Source organism: Burkholderia sp. BCC1977 (genome assembly GCF_905339595.1).
Classification (GTDB): Bacteria; Pseudomonadota; Gammaproteobacteria; order Burkholderiales; family Burkholderiaceae; genus Burkholderia.
The window spans coordinates 41,054-59,317 of record NZ_CAJPGQ010000026.1; the positions used below are offsets into that span (position 1 = coordinate 41,054).

The 18,264-nt window shown below is 67.0% G+C and carries 17 protein-coding genes; 9 read left to right on the forward strand and 8 right to left on the reverse strand.

What is annotated here, in order from left to right; translation table 11 throughout:
• Nucleotides 1–50: 50 nt before the first annotated feature.
• The 4 genes from U5771_RS21445 to U5771_RS21460 all read right to left on the reverse strand — a co-directional run bounded on the left by U5771_RS21445 (nucleotide 51) and on the right by U5771_RS21460 (nucleotide 3,728).
• On the reverse strand, nucleotides 51–1,307 hold the full coding sequence (locus U5771_RS21445) for an MFS transporter (RefSeq protein WP_322025880.1): 1,257 nt from the start codon (nucleotides 1,305–1,307) through the stop codon (nucleotides 51–53).
• A complete protein-coding gene (locus U5771_RS21450) occupies nucleotides 1,294–1,509 on the reverse strand; it encodes a hypothetical protein (RefSeq protein ID WP_322025832.1) in 216 nt (71 codons plus the stop codon). Before U5771_RS21450 ends, U5771_RS21445 begins: the two co-directional genes overlap by 14 nt.
• 66 nt (nucleotides 1,510–1,575) lie before the next feature.
• Nucleotides 1,576–2,754 (reverse strand): chromate transporter, encoded by a 1,179-nt coding sequence (locus tag U5771_RS21455; protein ID WP_322025833.1) that lies wholly within the window; start codon nucleotides 2,752–2,754, stop codon nucleotides 1,576–1,578.
• Nucleotides 2,751–3,728 (reverse strand): chromate resistance protein ChrB domain-containing protein, encoded by a 978-nt coding sequence (locus tag U5771_RS21460; RefSeq protein ID WP_322025834.1) that lies wholly within the window; start codon nucleotides 3,726–3,728, stop codon nucleotides 2,751–2,753. Before U5771_RS21460 ends, U5771_RS21455 begins: the two co-directional genes overlap by 4 nt.
• Before the next feature lie 186 nt (nucleotides 3,729–3,914).
• Between U5771_RS21460 and U5771_RS21465 the strand changes: the two genes are divergently transcribed.
• The 3 genes from U5771_RS21465 to U5771_RS21475 are packed head-to-tail and all read left to right on the forward strand — an operon-like array spanning nucleotide 3,915 to nucleotide 5,718.
• Nucleotides 3,915–4,187, forward strand: coding sequence for a metal/formaldehyde-sensitive transcriptional repressor (locus U5771_RS21465; RefSeq protein WP_124612821.1), 273 nt, complete (start codon nucleotides 3,915–3,917; stop codon nucleotides 4,185–4,187).
• An 11-nt stretch (nucleotides 4,188–4,198) separates the two neighbouring features.
• A complete protein-coding gene (gene dmeF / locus U5771_RS21470) occupies nucleotides 4,199–5,530 on the forward strand; it encodes a CDF family Co(II)/Ni(II) efflux transporter DmeF (protein WP_322025835.1) in 1,332 nt (443 codons plus the stop codon).
• A 2-nt stretch (nucleotides 5,531–5,532) separates the two neighbouring features.
• Entirely contained in the window at nucleotides 5,533–5,718 is a 186-nt protein-coding gene (locus U5771_RS21475; RefSeq protein WP_322025836.1) for a DUF1289 domain-containing protein, read from the forward strand.
• A gap of 69 nt (nucleotides 5,719–5,787) precedes the next feature.
• Here the strand turns inward: U5771_RS21475 and U5771_RS21480 are convergent, their stop codons facing one another.
• The 4 genes from U5771_RS21480 to U5771_RS21495 are packed head-to-tail and all read right to left on the reverse strand — an operon-like array spanning nucleotide 5,788 to nucleotide 8,258.
• A complete protein-coding gene (locus tag U5771_RS21480) occupies nucleotides 5,788–6,255 on the reverse strand; it encodes a DoxX family protein (RefSeq protein WP_322025837.1) in 468 nt (155 codons plus the stop codon).
• Nucleotides 6,243–7,061, reverse strand: a complete 819-nt coding sequence (locus U5771_RS21485) for a DNA-binding domain-containing protein (protein ID WP_322025838.1) — start codon at nucleotides 7,059–7,061, stop codon at nucleotides 6,243–6,245. Before U5771_RS21485 ends, U5771_RS21480 begins: the two co-directional genes overlap by 13 nt.
• Complete coding sequence (locus U5771_RS21490) at nucleotides 7,033–7,917, reverse strand: DUF692 domain-containing protein (RefSeq protein WP_415859424.1); 885 nt, start codon at nucleotides 7,915–7,917, stop codon at nucleotides 7,033–7,035. The genes U5771_RS21485 and U5771_RS21490 overlap by 29 nt, the downstream gene beginning before the upstream one ends.
• A 20-nt stretch (nucleotides 7,918–7,937) precedes the next feature.
• Entirely contained in the window at nucleotides 7,938–8,258 is a 321-nt protein-coding gene (locus U5771_RS21495; protein ID WP_322025840.1) for a DUF2282 domain-containing protein, read from the reverse strand.
• A 129-nt stretch (nucleotides 8,259–8,387) separates the two neighbouring features.
• Between U5771_RS21495 and U5771_RS21500 the strand changes: the two genes are divergently transcribed.
• The 6 genes from U5771_RS21500 (at nucleotide 8,388) to U5771_RS21525 (ending at nucleotide 18,171) form a co-directional block, all read left to right on the forward strand.
• The gene (locus tag U5771_RS21500) at nucleotides 8,388–9,038 is read left to right on the forward strand and encodes a sigma-70 family RNA polymerase sigma factor (RefSeq protein WP_322025841.1); all 651 of its coding nucleotides are present in this window, start codon (nucleotides 8,388–8,390) and stop codon (nucleotides 9,036–9,038) included.
• Nucleotides 9,035–9,706, forward strand: coding sequence for an NrsF family protein (locus U5771_RS21505; protein WP_322025842.1), 672 nt, complete (start codon nucleotides 9,035–9,037; stop codon nucleotides 9,704–9,706). The genes U5771_RS21500 and U5771_RS21505 overlap by 4 nt, the downstream gene beginning before the upstream one ends.
• A gap of 159 nt (nucleotides 9,707–9,865) precedes the next feature.
• Entirely contained in the window at nucleotides 9,866–11,071 is a 1,206-nt protein-coding gene (locus U5771_RS21510) for an MFS transporter (RefSeq protein WP_322025843.1), read from the forward strand.
• Nucleotides 11,072–11,326: 255 nt separating this feature from the next.
• The gene (locus U5771_RS21515) at nucleotides 11,327–12,634 is read left to right on the forward strand and encodes a dicarboxylate/amino acid:cation symporter (protein ID WP_322025844.1); all 1,308 of its coding nucleotides are present in this window, start codon (nucleotides 11,327–11,329) and stop codon (nucleotides 12,632–12,634) included.
• A gap of 448 nt (nucleotides 12,635–13,082) precedes the next feature.
• Complete coding sequence (locus U5771_RS21520; protein WP_322025845.1) at nucleotides 13,083–15,017, forward strand: SMP-30/gluconolactonase/LRE family protein; 1,935 nt, start codon at nucleotides 13,083–13,085, stop codon at nucleotides 15,015–15,017.
• A 268-nt stretch (nucleotides 15,018–15,285) separates the two neighbouring features.
• Nucleotides 15,286–18,171 carry a bifunctional YncE family protein/alkaline phosphatase family protein gene (locus U5771_RS21525; protein ID WP_322025846.1) on the forward strand — a complete coding sequence of 962 codons (2,886 nt, stop codon included), beginning with the start codon at nucleotides 15,286–15,288 and terminating at the stop codon, nucleotides 18,169–18,171.
• Nucleotides 18,172–18,264: the final 93 nt, after the last annotated feature.

Sequence of the window (18,264 nt, forward strand, 5' to 3'; positions counted from 1 at the left end):
CATCGCTTTGCAGGGTTCCCCGCTCGTTTGCCGTTCGACCGCGGCCGCGATTACCGTGGCCGGCCGTCGTCCGGTTCGACGTGGCGAAAAGCGGCCAGCAGCGCAAGGTCATACGCGATCTTCAGCGCACCGCATGCGACCAGCGGCGCACCGAGCCAGCCGAGACCGAACAGGCCGCCGGCCAAGGTCGGCGCGACAGCGGCCGCGAGGCTACGCGGGACGGATGTAAAGCTGGCCGCTGCCGGTCGCTCCGCCGGCGTGACGACCGCCATCACGTAGGCGGTGCGTGTCGGGACATCCATTTGCGACAGCGCGCTTCGCATCAACAGCAGCGTCAACGTCAACGGCAACGACGGCGCGAGCGCGGCGCCGATCAGGCAGATGCTCGACGGAATATGCGTGAACACCATCGTGTTCAGCAGGCCGATCCTGCGCGACAGCGGCGCGGCCGCGAGCTGCGAGCCGGCCGAGAGCAGGCCCGCCCAGAAGAAGAACTGGCCGGCGGCAGCGATCGAGAGTCCGAAGCGCTGCATCAACCACAGCGACAGCAGCGAGTTGACGACGAGACCGCCCGCGAACGCGTCGACGCTGAACAGCATCGCAAGCCGCACGACGATCGGGCGTGACGGGCCGAGCGGGGGCGCGGCCTGCGCCGCGCGGGCAGCCTGGCGCGGCAGTCGCCGATACAGCAGGCAGACGACGACACCCGTCGCCGCATAGACGAGAAACATGCCGCGCATCGCGCCCAGCGTCGAGATGCCGGTATGTGACGCAACCGCGATCGGCAGGCCTGCCGCGAGGGATCCGACCGCCGCCGATACGGCCCCGACGAGGCTGTATCGGGCAAACAGCGCCGTGCGCGCGTCGCCGTCGGCGGCTTGCGCCAGACGCGACTGTTCGAGCGGCAGAAACAGGCTGACATCGCCGGAACTCGGATTGAGCGTGCCGGCGAAGGCGATGACGAACAGCGGCCACCACGTGGAGACGCTCGCGAAGCCGATTCCCGTCGCGGCCATCAGTGCCGCCGCGAGCGTCAGCATGCGGCGCTGCGTGAAGCGGCTCGCGAGCATGCCGACCGCGATCGTCGCGATGGCGGAACCCGTCAACGTCGTGGTGCCGATCAGACCGACATCCAGTTGCGACAGCCCGAGCGACAGCAGATACGCGGGCAGCAGCACGGCAATGAATCCATCGCAGAAACCGCGCATGCCGCGGCTGGCGAGGATGAGCCATGCGGCCTTGTCTGCGCCCGCCGGCAGCATCCGGCTGGCGAGCGCCGACGCGCACCGGCTGCTAGATGGGCGCATCACGCCGGCACCCCGCGTCAAGCGCGTCGTACTTCACCATGCCGTGCCGCAGTGGCGCGTGATCGTCGGCGAAGTTTGCGGAAAGGCCGATCGGCATCGCGTACAGCGCGGCCGATTCCGGCGCATCGTCGATGAACCCTGCAATCTCCCTCGGGCATGCGATGCGGTCGACCTTCGGCCGTCCGCGCGTCATCCATTTCACGGCACGCCTCCTGTATGGCGGACGAATGTCGTCCGATGCGTCACGGCCGTCTCCCCGCAATGCGGCTCAATGATGGAGCAGCGGGTAGGCCAGCAGCCCGACGAGCGCGGCAGCCATGACGATCACCGGTTCCTGCAACTTCTTGAAACGCCACAGCAGCAGCACGGTCGCGACGGCGAGCAGGGCGGTCGGCAGATCGACGATCGAGCGTTTCGCGATGACGAGGACGGAGCCGGTGATCGCACCGACGGCGGCGGCGGTGATGCCGTCCACGAACGCCTTGACGCCCGGACGGTGCCCGTACTTCTTCACGTACGGCGCGGGAATGACGGTGAACAGATAGCAAGGCAGGAACGTGCCGAGCGCGGCGACGCACGCGCCGGGAAAGCCGGCCACGAGATACCCGATGAAGCCGACGGTGATCACGACGGGGCCGGGCGTGATCATCGCGACCGCCACGGCATCCACGAACTGCTTGTCGTTCAGCCAGTGATGTTCGGTGACGACGCCGCCGTAGAGGAACGGGACGATCGCCAGCCCGGAGCCGAACACGAACGCACCGGCCTTCATGAAGAACGCGCCGATCTGAACGAGTTGCGGCAGATCGATGCCGCTCAATATTCCGCTGGCTGCCGGCAGGTTGGCGGCGGCAACCGCATTCAGCCCGCCCCGGTGCAGCCACTTGGGTGGGGCACGCCACAGCCAGCCGACCAGGCCCGCGACCACGAACAGCCACGCGATTTCCGATTCCGTGATGAAGGTCACGGCGGCAAGCGTCAGGAAGATTGCCCAGAGCAGCCTGTCGTGGCCGACGGTCTTGGTCGTGAGCTTGTAGGCGCTCATCGCGATGATGCCGACCACCGCGGCGCCGACGCCGTAGAAGACGGCCTGCATCCAGGACAGCCCGCCAAAATGCGCGTAGGCGAACCCGAGCGCGAGCACCATCAGGAACGACGGCAGCACGAATGCGACGCCGACGAGCGTCGCACCGAGAATGCGGTAGTGCACGAAGCCGAGATAGATCGCGAGCTGGGCGGCCATCGGCCCCGGTGCGAGCTGGGCGAGCGTGAGTCCTTCCTTGTAGTCGGCTTCCGTGATCCAGCCGCGACGTTCGACCAGGTCGCGCCGCATGTAGCCGGCGAGCGCGACGGGCCCGCCGAAACCGAATGTGCCGAGGCGCAGCATGTAGGCAACCAGCTCGCCGAGCGAGTAGGTCGGTTCGGTCGCGGCGATGGACGTGGTCATGACCTGGCTCCGGTCTCGTTCCTTGCGGTCGACGAGAAATGCGCGTAGAGGGCGTCGAGCACGGCGCCCATCTGCTCGAGCAACTGGTCGTCGTTCTCGGTGCGCTGGCGCGTGCCGGCCATCACGGCCTCGAAGCCGATCGCTTCGGGCGCCGCGGGGCCGCCCACGTCGAGCGCGTGCACGATCTCGCCGAGCCGCATGAGCGCCGGGTCGTTGTCGAGCCCGAAACTCGCCAGCAGCACCTCGAACGTCACGCGCTCGCCGACATGCGTAAACGCCGCGCCGTCGAAATCGAAGCCCAGCGCGTCGGCGGGACAATCCGCCGGCGAGGCGAGCCAGATGAAGCGGGCGCGCGCGTCGACGAAGCGGCGGATCAGCCATGCACTGGAGACGCGATCGACCCACATCCGCTGCCGCGTCGCCCAGGTGCGGCCCTGATACGCGTCGATCGCGAGCGGACGGATCGCGCGGTCCGCGGCGTGCGGCTCACCCGGCGACAGCACGGTCTCGACCAGGGCGACGAAATCCTGCAGCGCGACTTCGGCGCGGGTGGCCGAGTCACCCGGGAAATGGTCGATCGCGCGGATGGCGTCGAAATCCTTGCGCATGCGGCGCAGCAAGCGTGTCAGTTCCGTGGCCGACTGTCCGGCGAGGGTCTTGCGGGTGTCCGCAAGGGCCTGGATAAAGGCGGCGTCATCCTCCCCGCGATCGAAGCGCGCGCGGAAATCCCGTTCCTGAGACGCGTCGAGACTCGGCGCGCGCAACAGATGCGCGCTGCCGCCGCTGTCGGCAATCGCGTCCGCGAGCGCGCGCAGCATCCCTTCATGCGCTTCCGAATGGGGCAGCAGGTAGACGCCGTCGCGCAGCACCGCGCAGCCCTTGGCCTTGAGCGCACGCCAGAACCGCATGCGAGCCGTCGCATTCTGCGTCGGAAGCGTCAGGACGAGGAGCGACCATGTCGTGAGTGAATTCATGTAGTCAATGCTACTCAAGCGTTACGAGTGCTACAAGTCAACTTTGACGGCGGTTGCAATGGGGTGGCGGCCGGGCGATTCAGCGAGGCGATTTCCATTCGTCTGATTGTTCGCGGATATACCCCTCCCCCCTATATGGAAACGCGATTTGATATATAGTCCCCCCCGGTATATGAAGGGACCACCATGAGCCACACCATCAAGGAAAAACAGAAGCTGCTGAACCGTGTCCGTCGGATCAAGGGACAGGTCGAAGCGATCGAACGCGCGCTGGAGGACGAGCGCGGTTGCAACGAAATCCTGCGCCTCATCACGAGCGGCCGCGGGGCAATGAACGGCCTGCTCGCGGTCGTGCTCGAGGATCACATCCGCAGCCATCTGGTCGACGCCGAGGGGCACGACGACGAAGGCAGCGCGACCGAACAGTTGATCGAAGTCGTTCACAGCTACTTCAAGTAATCGGGGGCGGAATGAACAGCTTCAGCAACGACGCCTTTGGCGCAGGGCACGACCACATCTTTCTCGGTGCCGCGCACGAGCAGAACGAACGCCGGACCTGGATGGTCATCGCGCTGTGCGCGGCGATGATGGTGGCGGAGATCGTCGGCGGGTCGCTTTTCGGCTCGCTGGCACTGATCGCGGACGGCCTGCACATGTCGACGCACGCGGGCGCGATGTTGATCGCGGCGCTCGCCTATACCTATGCGCGCAAGCATGCGAGCGACCCGCGCTTCGTGTTCGGCACGGGCAAGCTCGGCGATCTGGCGGGTTTCACGAGCGCGATCGTGCTCGCGATGATTGCGCTGCTGATCGGGTACGAGGCGGTCGCACGCCTGCTCGCCCCGGTCCCGATCCATTTCGGCGAGGCGATCCCGATCGCGGTTGCGGGCTTGCTCGTCAACATCGCGAGCGTCTGGCTGCTGAGCGGCGATCATCATGGCCATGGTCACGGTCATGGCCACGGCCATCGTCACGGGCATGCCCATGACGATCACGACGACCACGACCACGACCACGACCACGACCACGACCACGAGCACGACCACGACCACGAAGCGGCAGCGCACCGGATCTTCGATCGGCAGGGTGCATTCGTCGTGTCGGTGTTCGAGGATGGCGTCCCGCCGGTGTTCCGCGTCGCGCCTGCGACGCACGAGACGAAGCTCGTCGATGCCGGCGCCGTGTCGGTGACGACGATCCGTCCGGACGGCTCGCGCCAGGCGTTCGCGATGCACGATCGCGGCGGCTACCTGGAGTCGACCGACGCCATTCCCGAACCGCATGAGTTCAAGGCGATCGTCCGGCTGAACGGCCGCGAGCACGCACTGGCGTTCGCGGAGCACGACCATGGCGCGTCCGCGGCGGCGGCGCGCGATCACAACATCCGCTCCGCGTACATCCACGTGATCGCCGATGCCGCGGTTTCCATGCTGACGATCGTCGGGCTGCTGCTCGCGCGTGCGTTCGGCTGGGTCTGGATGGATCCGCTGGCCGGCATCATCGGCGCGCTGGTGATCGCGAACTGGTCGTACGGCCTGATGCGCGATACCGGCGGGATCTTGCTCGACATGAATTCGGATCGTCGCCTCACGGACAACGTGCGCGGTGCGATCGAAGGCACCGGCGACCGGGTCGGCGACCTGCATGTGTGGCGGCTCGGGCCGGGGCACATGAGCGCGGTCGTGTCGGTGGTGACGGACGACCCGAAGCGGGATGCGCGCTTCTATCACGGCGTGCTGCGGCGGTTCAGGAACCTGTCGCACGTGACCGTCGAAGTCGTGCCCGCGATGCGAGGACAATAAGCATGGCGGTCAAGTCCCCTTGCGTCGACGTGTGTTCGTTCGACGGCCGCACCGGCTACTGCGTGGCGTGCCTGCGAACGCGCGACGAAGCGCGCGGCTGGAAGAAGATGACGGATCACCGCCGTCACCAGATCGTGAACGACCGCGCGCGGCGGCATGCGAAGCTGACGCGGGAAACGCCGGACTGACCGTCCGTAGCGGACGGAGACCGCACCGGTGCGGCAGGATCGGCGATCGACAGTCGATGCGCGGTCAGGTCAGGGCCGCACCCAGCGCCGTCCGATCACGGTGTCGAGCGACAGCCATCCGGCGCCTCGGCAAAGCAGCACGAGCAGCATGGCCGCCCACTGTATGTGGGTCGGCCACGCGAGCGGATAGACGAAGATCTCGATCACCGTCGTCATGCCGAGCAGCACGAGCGCCGCGGGCCGGGTCGCGAGGCCGAGCACGAGCAGGACCGGCATGCTCAGTTCGATCGACACGGCCATGTAGGCGGCCACGTCCGGCGGCAGCAGCGGCAACCTGTATTCGTCGCGAAACAGGTCGAGCGCGACGTCCCAGTTTGCAAGCTTGGTCATCGCCGAATTCCAGAAGATCGTCGCCACCGCGAGACGCAGCGGGATCGCGAGCAGCCAGTACGGCACGCGTTCGAGCCGCTGCACGATGCCTGCCAGCCGCGCAGCGACAGATGAAGCAGGGGAAGGCGTTCGAGTCACGTTCGGCATGGTGGTGATCCTTCGGAACCTGCCGCGGCATCCGATGCGGGCAGCGTGTCGGAAAAGGTCGCGCGCGCGAGCAGCGTGGCGAAGTGGGTCAACGCATCCGTGTCCGGTGCGACCGACAACGCATCGTGAACCGTCGCGCCGGCGAACAGCGCCGCCGTGATGCGGTATTCGCCGTCGTCCAGGCGGACCGTTTCGATGCCTTCGGCGGTGCGCCGCACGAGCAGGTGCACCGGGCCATCGTCGAGCCGGATCGCATCCATTGCCGCGTCGTCCCGATCGAGGACCGCACGCCAGATCGCATCGGCCGGAAACGCGAGGCTTGCGATGCGTACCGCCGGGTGAGCGCGCAGGCGCAGCCTGCCAAGCGCGGCCTCGTCCAGCGTCGCCACGCGCGCGAGATTCAGTGTCGGGGCATCCGGTGCATGCAGCACGCTGTTGACGTGCCATTCGAGCTGCGCGACGTCGGCAAGATACGGGATCGACCGGGTCTCGGGCAGCGCCGCGAGAAAGGCTGGCAGCGCGGCGCCGTATTCGTCCAGCCAGGCGCTGTCCGGCGGTGCGACGTCGATGAAGCGACGGGCCGCACCCTCGAAGCATTCCGCGCCGAGCAGGGACTGCACGGCCGGAAACGCCAGGCGAAGCGCGTTCACGAGTACGGCAGTCATCGTGTGACGGTAAATGGCAAGACGTGCGTCGGGCAGGAAGCCGTCGGACACGATCCAGGTCGGGGCGTCGTTCGCCGTGCCGTGCAGACGGGCGCGGATCGCTTGCTGCAAATCAGCGAGCGTGGGCACATGCGTGTTCATGGCGTGTCGCCTCCAGTGCCGATTCGGCAATCGCCGCTTCCTCCATCAACGTGCCGAGCGGCGGGACGCCGGTGTCCCATTCGATCAAGGTCGGCACGGCGCCGAAGCGGTGCAGCGCTTCGCGGTACAGCGCCCATACCTCCGGGGCGACGCGCGATCCGTGATCGTCGATCCGCAGGGTCCGGCCGCCTTCGAGGTCCCTGACACTGTGGCCGGCCAGATGAATCTCCCCGATCGCGGCACGCGGCAGCGCGGCAAGATAGGCGTGCGGGTTCCAGCCGTGATTGCATGCGCTGACGTAGAGGTTGTTGACGTCGCACAGCAGGCCGCATCCGGTCCGTCGCACGATCTCGGACAGGAACGTCCATTCCGGAATGGTCGAGTGAACGAAGCGCAGGCAGGTGGACGGGTTCTCCACCAGAATTGCCCGTCCGAGCGTCGCCTGAACCTGATCGACATGCCGGCACACGACGTCGAGCGCTTCTTCCGTCATCGGCAACGGCAACAGGTCGGCCAGATAGGTGCCGCCGGCCGTGCTCCACGACACGTGCTCGGAAACCAGAGCAGGCTCGAAACGCCGGACCGCTTCGCGCACGCGCGCCAGATGCGCGCCGTCCAGTCCGTCCGCGCTGCCGAGCGACAGGCCGACGCCATGGAGCGACAGCGGATAGTCCTGACGAATGGCGTCCAGATACGCGGCCGCCGCGCCGCCTCCCATGTAATTCTCGGTGTGCACCTCGAACCACGGAATGGCAGGCTGCTCGTCCAGCACCGCCTGATGGTGGCGAAAGCGCAGCCCGACGCCCGCCCGGGCCGGTATCGGGCGATGCGCGGCGCCGCGACATTGCGCGGGCATGTTCATGGCGCGCTGAACCTTCAGCTGGCCTTGAGTTTTCCGCCCGCGATCTTGCCGCAGTCGCCGGCCGGCAGCAGTACGAAGGACTTCGGATCCCGGGCCTGCGTCGACTGACCGGCGCACGAATGCGCACCCTCGGCACAGTCGTTTTTCGCGACCGCGTTGATGCCGTAACATTTCTCGAGGTGGTTTTGCGTCATCCGGGTCATGTTGTCCTTGACGACCTGCGGCATATTGCTCATATCTTTCATGCCTTGTGCCTGGCTCGGCGCCGCCTGCACGGCGAGCGCGAGTCCGATGGCGGCGGACAGGGACGAGAGGGCGGAAGCGGATTTGATCATGGTGTGTTCTCCTGACGTGGGGGTCGCCGATGCGCGACCTTGTCAGAAAATTCGCTCTGCCACGACCAAAGGTTACGCAGCGTGCCGGAAAATTTTCTGCGCCGGACTTTGTCGCTGGACACCTGGACCATGACAGACGAGCAACACCCTCATGACGCGCGCATCCGCCTGGTTCGCCCGGCTGCCGAGCAAGCCGCCGACGGCAAGCCGCCGCCGATTCGGGAGGACGGGTCGCCGGACTGGTCGGTGCTGATGGCGTGCGCGCAGATCGGCGACCGCGGCGCCTATCGCCGGTTGCTCGAGAGCGTCACGCCGTATCTCCGGCGATTCGTCGCGCGCCACGGCGTCCATCCCGACGCCGTCGAGGACGTCGTCCAGGAGATTCTCATGACCGTTCACCAGGTGCGTCACACGTACGCACCCGAGCGGCCATTCGGCCCGTGGCTGGTGTCGATCGCGAGTCGCCGCGTGGTCGACGCATTGCGCCGCCAGGGACGCCATGCGTCGCGCGAGCTGCCGCTGGACCTCGACCACGAAACCATACCGGGCGATGGAGCGAATCTTATGGAGGCGGCGGCCGACGCCCGGATCCTGCATGAAGCGCTGGCCCGGTTGCCGCAGGGGCAGCGCGAGGCGATCCGGATGCTCAAGCTGGAGGAAAAATCGTTGAAGGAAGCAGCCGTGGCCACCGGCATGACGGTGGCGGCCTTGAAGGTAGCCGTGCATCGCGGGCTGAAAGCGCTGCGCAAGCTGCTCGATCGTCGGGAGAAACGTCAATGAAGCAGTCGACACCGGAACTGATCGAATCGCTGGTCGCCGGCGGCGCGCCGGTTCGGCCGCTGCGCCAGCCGGTCTGGCGCGCGGTCGGATGGCTGATGCTTGCCGCGCTGCTGCTGCTGTCGGTAGCGTTTGTCCATGGCACGCGGGCGGACCTGCCGTTCAGGCTTCAGGAGCGCGTGTTCGTGACGAGCGTGTCGGCCGCCGCGCTGACCGGCATCCTCGCCGCGGTGGGGGCGTTCATCGCGAGCGTGCCGGGGCGGTCGTTGCGCTGGGCGTTGTTGCCGCTACCGGCGCTGGCCGTGTGGATGTCGACGGTCGGATACGGTTGTCTCACGAACTGGGTCGAACTCGGCCCGAACGGCATGTCGCCCGGCGAAACGGCGCGGTGCTTCGGAACGCTGGTCCTCGTCGGCGTGCCGCTGACGCTGATGCTGCTGATCATGCTGCGCCACGTCGCGCATCTGGCGCCGATGCCGGTGGCGATGACGGGAAGCCTCGCCGTCTCGGCGATCACGGGTGTCGCGCTGTCGCTCTTTCATCCGCTCGATGCGACCGTGATGATCCTCGTGTGGAATGTCGGGCTGACGGTCATCCTGCTGATCGCGACCGTGTCGTTCGGGCCGCGGTTGTTCCGCTGGGTCGGACCGGACATGCGCACGCGTGGCTGAACCCGTCGTCGTCCCGGTCGCCGGCCGGTGCTGCGTCGCGCCCGGGGGCGACCTGCCATGGCCTGATTGGATACGGTAGCAGGATCGCGTGGCAGAATCGTTCCTGCTTGCGAACCCCGGGGCACGTCGTATCGCCCGCAACCTCGATGTGGATCGATCATGAGCGCTCCAACTCCGATTGCCGGCAAGCCTGCGATTCCGCGGACCGTGTGGGCCCTGGGCCTCGTGAGCCTCTTCATGGACCTGTCGTCCGAGCTGATCCACGCGCTGTTGCCGATCTATCTGGTGTCGACGATGGGCATGAGCGTCGTCGCGCTCGGCGTCCTCGAGGGCGCGGCCGAGGCGACGGCGATGATCGTCAAGGTGTTCTCCGGCGCGATCAGCGACTGGCTTGGCCGCCGCAAGGGGCTGCTGCTGGTCGGCTACGGGCTCGCGGCGTTGACCAAGCCGTTGTTTCCGCTGGCGTCCACGCCGGCCGTGGTCGTGACGGCCCGTCTGCTCGACCGCGTCGGCAAGGGGATACGCGGCGCGCCGCGCGACGCGCTGGTGGCCGACGTCGCACCGCCCGAAATCCGCGGCGCCTGCTTCGGCCTGCGTCAGTCGATGGATACCGTGGGCGCGTTTCTCGGGCCGATGCTCGCGATCGTGCTGATGCTCTGGTTCGAGGACCGCATCCGGACCGTGCTGTGGTTTGCCGTGGTGCCGGCCTTCGTCGCGATCGCATTGATCGTTTTCGGCGTACGGGAGCCCGAGCAGTCGAAACCGGACCGGCACTTTCGCTCGCCGCTGCGCTGGAATGCCCTGCGCGAGTTTCCCCGCAGCTACTGGTTCGTGGTCGCGGCCGGCGCGACATTTGCGCTCGCGCGCTTCAGCGAGGCGTTCCTGGTGCTGCGTGCCCAGCAGACGGGGCTCGACGCGGCGTGGATCCCGGCCGTGATGGTCGCGATGAGCGTCGCCTATTCGCTGTCCGCCTGGCCGGTCGGCATCCTGTCGGACCGGCTCGATCGCCGCGTGCTGCTCGCGGCCGGCATGGTGCTGCTGATCGCGGCCGACCTGCTGCTCGGCATCGGCACGTCGACGATCTCGATGTTCGCCGGCGTGGCCGTGTGGGGGCTGCACATGGGCTTCACGCAGGGCATCCTCGCCGCGATGGTGTCGGAAACCTCGCCGGCCACGCTGCGCGGGACCGCGTTCGGCGTATTCAACCTGGTGAGCGGCATCTGCATGCTGCTCGCGAGCAGCATCGCCGGCGCGCTGTGGACGCGTTTCGGCGCGCCGGCCACGTTTCTCGCCGGCGCGTCGCTGGTCGTGGTGCCGCTGTGCCTGTGCCGGTTCATGCCGCGACCCGGTACGTCGCGGGCGTGATGCGTCGCCTGCCGGGTTCGCCGAAGCCCCGCCCCGCCTCGCTCCCCGCGCGACGCACCGCCTGCCGCTTTCGGATTGGAAGGATTGTCCGGCGTTTGCGATAGAATGCCCCCCCTGTCCGCCGTGGCCCTGCCCACGGACGGGCTCCGGCACCCGAAACGGCGCGCCGCGCTCGCGGAATTCCGTCGCCATTTCATTTCAATGCCGGCGATCGACCTGCCGTTGGAAACACCTGTTCTGTAATTTGGATTGCTAATGAAGAAGAAGCACAACATCACCAAGTACATCGTCATCGCGATGGTGCTTGGCATTGCCGTGGGCTACGCCTGTCATAGCGCGTTTCCCGACCCGAAAATGGCCAAGGAAGTCGCCGGCTACGTGTCGCTGCTGTCCGACGTGTTCCTGCGCCTGATCAAGATGATCATCGCGCCGCTGGTGTTCGCGACGCTGACGGTCGGCATCGCGCAGATGGGCGACAGCGGGTCGGTCGGCCGCGTGGGCGTGAAGGCGTTCGGCTGGTTCTTCATCGCGTCGTTCACGTCGCTGATGCTGGGCCTGATCACCGCGACGCTCCTGAAGCCGGGCAGCCACCTGAGCCTGCCGCTGCCGGCCGCCGATGCGGCGCTGAACCTGAAGACGGGCGCCTTCACGCTGAAGGATTTCGTCGTCCACCTGGTCCCGAAATCGATCGCCGAGGCGATGGCGAACAACGAGATCCTGCAGATCGTCGTGTTCTCGATCTTCTTCGGTACCGCGCTGTCCGCGCTCGGCGACGCCGGCAAGCGCCTGACCGGGGTGATCGACGATCTCGCGCAGGTCATGCTGAAGGTGACGGGCGCGGTGATGTGGTTCGCGCCGGTCGCCGTGTTTGCCGCGCTGGCGTCGACGATCACAACCGAAGGGCTCGGCATCCTGCTCACGTTCGCGAAGTTCATGGCGAGCTTCTATCTGGCGCTGGCGCTGCTGTGGGGCGTGCTGACGCTCGCCGGCGTCGCATTCCTCGGCAAGCGCGCGTTCACGCTGATCCGCCTGATTCGCGAGCCGTTCCTGCTGTCGTTCGCGACGGCGAGCTCCGAAGCCGCGTATCCGAAGCTGCTCGACGCGCTCGACCGGTTCGGCGTGAATCGCAAGATCTCGAGCTTCGTGCTGCCGATCGGCTATTCGTTCAACCTCGACGGCTCGATGATGTACTGCACGTTCGCGGTGCTGTTCATCTCGCAGGTGTACGGGATCGACCTGCCGCTCGGCACGCAGATCACGATGCTGCTGATGCTGATGGTGACGTCGAAGGGGATGGCGGGCGTGCCGCGCGCGTCGCTGGTCGTGATCGCGGCGACGCTCAACCAGTTCCATCTGCCGGAAGCCGGGCTGCTGCTGATCATGGGCGTCGACATGTTCCTCGACATGGGACGCTCGGCCACCAACGCCGTCGGCAACTCGATCGCGGCCGCGGTGGTCGCGAAGTGGGAAGGCCAGCTCGGCGATCCGCGCGACGACGCGGATTCGGACGGCGGCAGCGAGACCAGGCAGGTGGAAGTACGGGAGACGGCGACGTCCGCGTGATTTCCCGGTTGTAAATGCAATGATGTGCGCCGGCCTGGATTCGACCTGGATTCAGGCCGGCGCGATACCCGCCAGCGGTCATTCCTTTAGCCGCAGCCGGCGATTTTCCCGATTCGCCGAAAAACCCTCCGCCATGCTCGATACGCCGCATTCGAACCCGCGGTGATATTCCCGTCGGCGAAAGCCGGACTTCCCCGATATCAAGGTACACGCGTAAGTGATCATTCACTCTTGCGCATTCGCACGCGCCGTCTGCACGAGCGTTCCGCAATTTTTTTCGATTTATATAACGCTATTCTCGGCGGTGCCGATTATCGAATGCACACCCGATGTAATACCGACTGCACCGGATGATTTAGCGGAAGTATTTACGCGTCGCCGATTTCAAACCATCCGGCTGCCCGTCATGTGAATGATTCCACCATTCAGATTCAGGAGAGCATCAGCCATGGTCGCCAGAAAACCGATTCAGGCCGTGCTGCTCGCTGCCGCGATCGCCGCAATTGCGCCGGCCGGATACGCGCGTAATACCACCGACTGGATCGCGAATACCTACGGCACGCTCGCCGCGCACGTCGGCAATGTCGCGCGTTCGATGTGGGTCGCACCCGAAGGCGTGATCTACACGGCGTCGATGTGGGACGAGGACGAGGGCGGCGTCGCGATCTACCAGAACGGCAAGAGCACCGGCTCGATCGGCACGCATTCCGAATTCCAGGGCAGCGCGATCGCGGGCAACGCGACGTCGCTGTTCGTCGCGCTGCAGCCCGGCAACGGATACGGCAGCGGCGCGGTCGGGCGCTACAACCGCACCACGCGGTTCCGCGACAAGCTCATTCAGATCACCGCGGCGACCAACCAGCCGCGCATCGACGTCGTCACCGGGCTCGCCACGGCCGGCTCGCTGCTCTATGCGAGCGATTTCTACGGCAATCGCGTGCGGGTGTTCACGACCGACGGCGTGTGGCAGCGTGACATCGGCGTGTCAGCGCCCGGCGCGCTCGCGGTCGACGGGGCGGGCAACGTCTGGGTCGCGCAGAAGAGCACGGGCTCGGTCGTCGAATTCAGCCCGGCCGGTGCGCTACTGAACACGGTCCGGCTGGCCGCCGGGTCGCAGCCGTCGGCGCTCTATTTCGATGCGGCGGCGGGGCAGCTGCTGGTCGGCGACGAAGGCCCCGACCTGAACATCAAGCGCTATACGGTTTCAGGCCGGCCCGCGCTGGCCGGCACGTTCGGCGTGCGCGGCGGCTATCTCGACACGACGACGGGCATCAAGGGGCAGGTCGGCGCGAAGCGCTTCACCCGCATCGCCGGCCTCGGCAAGGACACGGCCGGCAACCTGTACGTGCTCAACAACCCGTGGGGCGGCAGCTGGGATCTCGGCCGCAACGGCGCGACCGACATTCACGCGTACAGCAGCGCCGGCAGCCTGCGGTGGACGCTGCAGTCGCTCAACTTCGAAGGCATCGCCGCGCCGGATCCGGTCACCGACGGCGCGCTGTTCTACAGCGGCACGCACGTGTACGGCGGCACCGCCGGCGGCACCTTCGTCGCGAACACCGTCGACCCGTTCACGTATCCGTCGGACCCGCGCATCGACATGAGCGACACCCAGCGCGACGAGCACTTCGGGCTGCTGACGTCGGTCGGCGCGAACCGGATCCTCGTTGCGGCAGGGCAGAATCCGCCGGTCTACTATTTCTTCCACTTCAACGCGGCCAACGGTTATGTCGCGATTCCGGACGGATCGATCCCCGGGCCCGCATTCAACACCACCCGGCGCGTGTCGGCCGGCTTCAGCCTCGACAGCAAGGGCGGCGTATGGGCCGGCCTCGACAAGACCGGCGCCATTTATCACTATCCGCTGACCGGCTTCGATGCGAGCGGCAAGCCGTCGTGGGGGCCGGGCGTGCCGACGCCGGTGCCGGCGAGCATCCTGCCGCTGACGCGTATCGTCTATCTCGCCGACAGCGACACGATGGTGCTCGCGCAGGGTGTGGTCGGCAGTACCGACTGGACGTCGATCGGCACGCGCATCGAGGTGTATCACGGCTGGCGCGCGGGCAACACGACGCAGCCGAACCCGGTGATCACGCTGCCGCACAGCGGCGCGAAGTCGATCGACGCGGCCGGCAACCACCTGTTCGTCGGCTACTGGTTCAGCAGCAGCGGGCCGCTGTGGCCGAACATCGACGCATTCAACCTCGACACCGGCAATCTCGACACGACGCTCGTCAACGCGAGCCCCGCGACCGTGGACACCAGCAGCGCGATCGATGCGATGTACAGCGTGCGCGCGTATCGCCGCTCGAACGGCGAGTACGTGGTGACGAAGAACAACGTGAAGGGGAACAGCATCACCGTTTACCGGTGGACGCCCTGAGGGCGACGCCTCGACGGCGGCGATGACACCGCGATGGCTGTCATCGAAATGCCTTTGCTGTAACGATGTGTAAGAGGCCGGCCCGCAACGGCGCCGGTCATCCGCTTGACATTGGGCGGGGATGTAATGCGGGCACGTCGGCGATAGCCGGCGCGACCCCTTCGATCGATTGGCTCAGGCCCTCGCCGCGGCGCGACACGGGCAGACAAGGCCAGGATCATGCCGGACACGTCACACGGTCATCGCCCCATCAGTACAGAGGATTCCTATGAAAAATGATCAGGTCAAGCGCGCGCTCCGACTCGGCGCCATCATGTCGGCCGTGCTGCTTGCGTCGCACGCGCACGCGGACGGTTTCAACACCGCCGACGCGGCCCGCGTGCCGAGCGGCCAGTTCGTCACGCCGCTCGCCGTGCGCGGCGCAGTCCAGCAGTTCCTGAATCCCGGGCTGCCGGCCTATCCGCATTTCGTCGCGGGAGAAGCCGTGCGCTCGCAGTTGAGCCCGGACGGCAAGACGCTGGCGATCATCACCGCCGGCCAGAACTCGCTGTACAAGCCGGACGGTTCGGTCGACACCGCGGCCTCGACGCAGTTCATCTTCCTGTACGACGTCGCGGGCGCGAACAAGACCCGCCCGGTGCTCAAGCAGGTGCTCCAGCAGACCAATGCGTTCGTCGGTCTGGCGTTCTCGCATGACGGCGGCAAGCTCTATGCGACGGGCGGCAGCGACGATGCGGTGTACGTCTATGCGCAGCAGGGCGGCGCGTGGGCGCTGTCGAACACGATCGCGCTCGGTCACGCCGGCAAGGGCGTCGGCATCCGCGTGCAGCCGAACGCGGCCGGGCTCGCGCTGTCGGCCGACGGCAAGACGCTCGTCGTCGCGAACAACTACAACGATTCGATCAGCGTGATCGATACCGCGACCAACAACGTGCGCTACGAGCATGACCTGCGGCCGTTCTTCTCCGGCAACGAAGGCCGCAGCGGCGACGCCGGCGGCACGTTCCCGTTCGCGGTCGTGATGAAGGGCAACGGTGTCGCGTACGTGTCGTCGGATCGCGATCGCGAAATCGTCGCGATCGACGTGTCGTCGCCGTCCCGCGGCCGCCTGGTCCAGCGCATCAAGCTGGACGGCAACGCGCTCGGCATGACGCTCGACGCGTCGCAATCGCGGCTGTTCGTCGCGCAGGACAACGCCGACCAGGTCGCGGTGATCGACACGAACACCAACGCGGTCGTGACCCGGATCGACGCACGCGCGCCGGCCGGCGTGCTGGCGCATGGCCAGGCGCACACGGGCGCGGCGACCTACGCGGTCACGCTGTCGCGCGATGGCCGGACGCTGTATGCGACCAACGCCGGCGCGAACGAAATCGCCGTGATTCCGCTCGTCGGCGCGCGCGCGTATCGCGTCACGGGCCTGATTCCGACCGCCTTCGAGCCGCACGACGTGACCTTCAGCGCCGACGGCACGTGGATGTACGTGGTGAACGGCAAGAGCACCACCGGCCCGAACCCGGATCACCTGTTCGGCGCGACCCCGGCGCAGGCTGCGACGTCGCGCGCGTCGAACGAATACCAGTTCCAGCTCGAGCGCGCGTCGCTCGTGAGCGCGCCGGTGCCGGCGGCCAACGAACTGCCGACGTTGACGCAGCAGGCCGCGCGCAACAACTTCTATCGCCCGGAAGACAACGACGGGGATAACGAGGTGATGGGCTTCCTGCGCCGTCACATCAAGCACGTGATCTACGTCGTCAAGGAAAACCGCACGTTCGACCAGGTGCTCGGCGACATCGGCAACGGCGCCAACGGCGATCCGCGGCTGGCCCAGTTCGGCCGGAACATCACGCCGAACTTCCATCGCCTGGCGAGCCAGTTCGTGACGCTCGACAACTTCATGAACCCCGGCGACGGCAGCATGGACGGCTGGTCGTGGGCGCTTCAGGGGCGCGTCACCAACACGGAGACGATCACCCAGCAGATCAACTACGCGGCGGTCAATCGCGGCCTGTCGTACGAGAGCGAGGGCACGAACCGCAGCGTGCCGGTCAACTGGGAAACGGTGCAGCAGCGCGATGCGGCAGCCGGCCCGGCCGGCACCACGAACTACAGCAACGCGGCCGCCGGGCTGCCGGGCGGTGCGGCGAACCTGCTGCCCGGCACCGGCAACCATGCGTCGTCCGATGCGCCGTTCGGCCGCCAGCGCGGCTATATCTTCGACGCGGTGCTGGCCGGCGGCGGCACGGTCCGCAACTACGGTTTCCTCGTGAACAACATCGGCAGTATCGGCACGGCGGCGAACCCGATCGTCGACCCGCACGCGGCCGGCGTCGTCCAGACCGCCGCGCTCGACCCGCGGCTCGCGTCGCTGACCGACCTGTACTTCCGCGGTTTCGACCAGAACTACCCGGACCAGTGGCGTCTCAACGAGTGGAAGCGCGAGTTCGACCAGTACGTCGCGAGCGGCAACCTGCCGACGTTGTCGCTGGTGCGCCTGTCGCACGATCACATGGGGGCGTTCGGCACGGCGTTCGCCGGCGTGAACACGCCGGAAACGCAGCAGGCGGACAACGATCTGGCGGTCGGCCGGCTGGTCGAAGCCGTCGCGAAGAGCCCGTATGCGAACGACACGCTGATCGTCGTGACCGAGGACGACGTGCAGGACGGCCCCGATCACGTGGATTCGCATCGCGGGCCCGCATACATCGTGGGGCCGTACGTGAAGCAGGGCGCGGTGATCCGGACGCGTTACAGCCAGGTCAATGCGCTGCGCACCATCGAGGACGTGCTCGGCACGCAGCACATGAACCTGAATACCGCCTACCAGCGGCCGATGACCGACGTGTTCGACGTGCACGGCCCGGCGTCGTGGACCTACACGGCCGTCGCGTCGACGGCGCTGAAGGGCACCGGGCTGCGGCTGGCCGAAGGGGCGGGCGAGAACCTGCTGCAATACGCGGCCGGGCCGGATGTCACGCCGAAGCATGACGCGGCGTACTGGGCGAAGGTGACGGCGAAGTTCGACTTCGACGACGCCGACGAGGTGCCGGCGGATCAGTTCAACCGCGTGCTGTGGAAGGGCATGATGGGATCGCAGCCGTACCCGAAGCTCAGGGGCGTGACGCAGAAGGTGGCGAGCCGCGACGACGACTGATCGTTCGCTTGGTTGATGTGGAAGCGGGCCCTCCCGGCGGGAGGGCCCGTGTTTTTTTGCGCGGTGTGCGGCCAGGATCCGCGTTGGCGCGAT

Coding starts and splice junctions, on each gene's coding strand:
- U5771_RS21445 (WP_322025880.1), bottom strand. CDS start 1,307: ATGCGCCCATCTAGCAGCCGGTGCGCGTCGGCGCTCGCCAGCCGGATG.
- U5771_RS21465 (WP_124612821.1), top strand. CDS start 3,915: ATGAGCCACACCATCAAGGAAAAACAGAAGCTGCTGAACCGTGTCCGT.
- U5771_RS21515 (WP_322025844.1), top strand. CDS start 11,327: ATGAAGAAGAAGCACAACATCACCAAGTACATCGTCATCGCGATGGTG.
- U5771_RS21495 (WP_322025840.1), bottom strand. CDS start 8,258: ATGATCAAATCCGCTTCCGCCCTCTCGTCCCTGTCCGCCGCCATCGGA.
- U5771_RS21505 (WP_322025842.1), top strand. CDS start 9,035: ATGAAGCAGTCGACACCGGAACTGATCGAATCGCTGGTCGCCGGCGGC.
- U5771_RS21520 (WP_322025845.1), top strand. CDS start 13,083: ATGGTCGCCAGAAAACCGATTCAGGCCGTGCTGCTCGCTGCCGCGATC.
- U5771_RS21485 (WP_322025838.1), bottom strand. CDS start 7,061: ATGAACACGCATGTGCCCACGCTCGCTGATTTGCAGCAAGCGATCCGC.
- U5771_RS21480 (WP_322025837.1), bottom strand. CDS start 6,255: ATGCCGAACGTGACTCGAACGCCTTCCCCTGCTTCATCTGTCGCTGCG.
- dmeF (WP_322025835.1), top strand. CDS start 4,199: ATGAACAGCTTCAGCAACGACGCCTTTGGCGCAGGGCACGACCACATC.
- U5771_RS21510 (WP_322025843.1), top strand. CDS start 9,866: ATGAGCGCTCCAACTCCGATTGCCGGCAAGCCTGCGATTCCGCGGACC.
- U5771_RS21475 (WP_322025836.1), top strand. CDS start 5,533: ATGGCGGTCAAGTCCCCTTGCGTCGACGTGTGTTCGTTCGACGGCCGC.
- U5771_RS21525 (WP_322025846.1), top strand. CDS start 15,286: ATGAAAAATGATCAGGTCAAGCGCGCGCTCCGACTCGGCGCCATCATG.
- U5771_RS21455 (WP_322025833.1), bottom strand. CDS start 2,754: ATGACCACGTCCATCGCCGCGACCGAACCGACCTACTCGCTCGGCGAG.
- U5771_RS21490 (WP_415859424.1), bottom strand. CDS start 7,917: ATGCCCGCGCAATGTCGCGGCGCCGCGCATCGCCCGATACCGGCCCGG.
- U5771_RS21460 (WP_322025834.1), bottom strand. CDS start 3,728: ATGAATTCACTCACGACATGGTCGCTCCTCGTCCTGACGCTTCCGACG.
- U5771_RS21500 (WP_322025841.1), top strand. CDS start 8,388: ATGACAGACGAGCAACACCCTCATGACGCGCGCATCCGCCTGGTTCGC.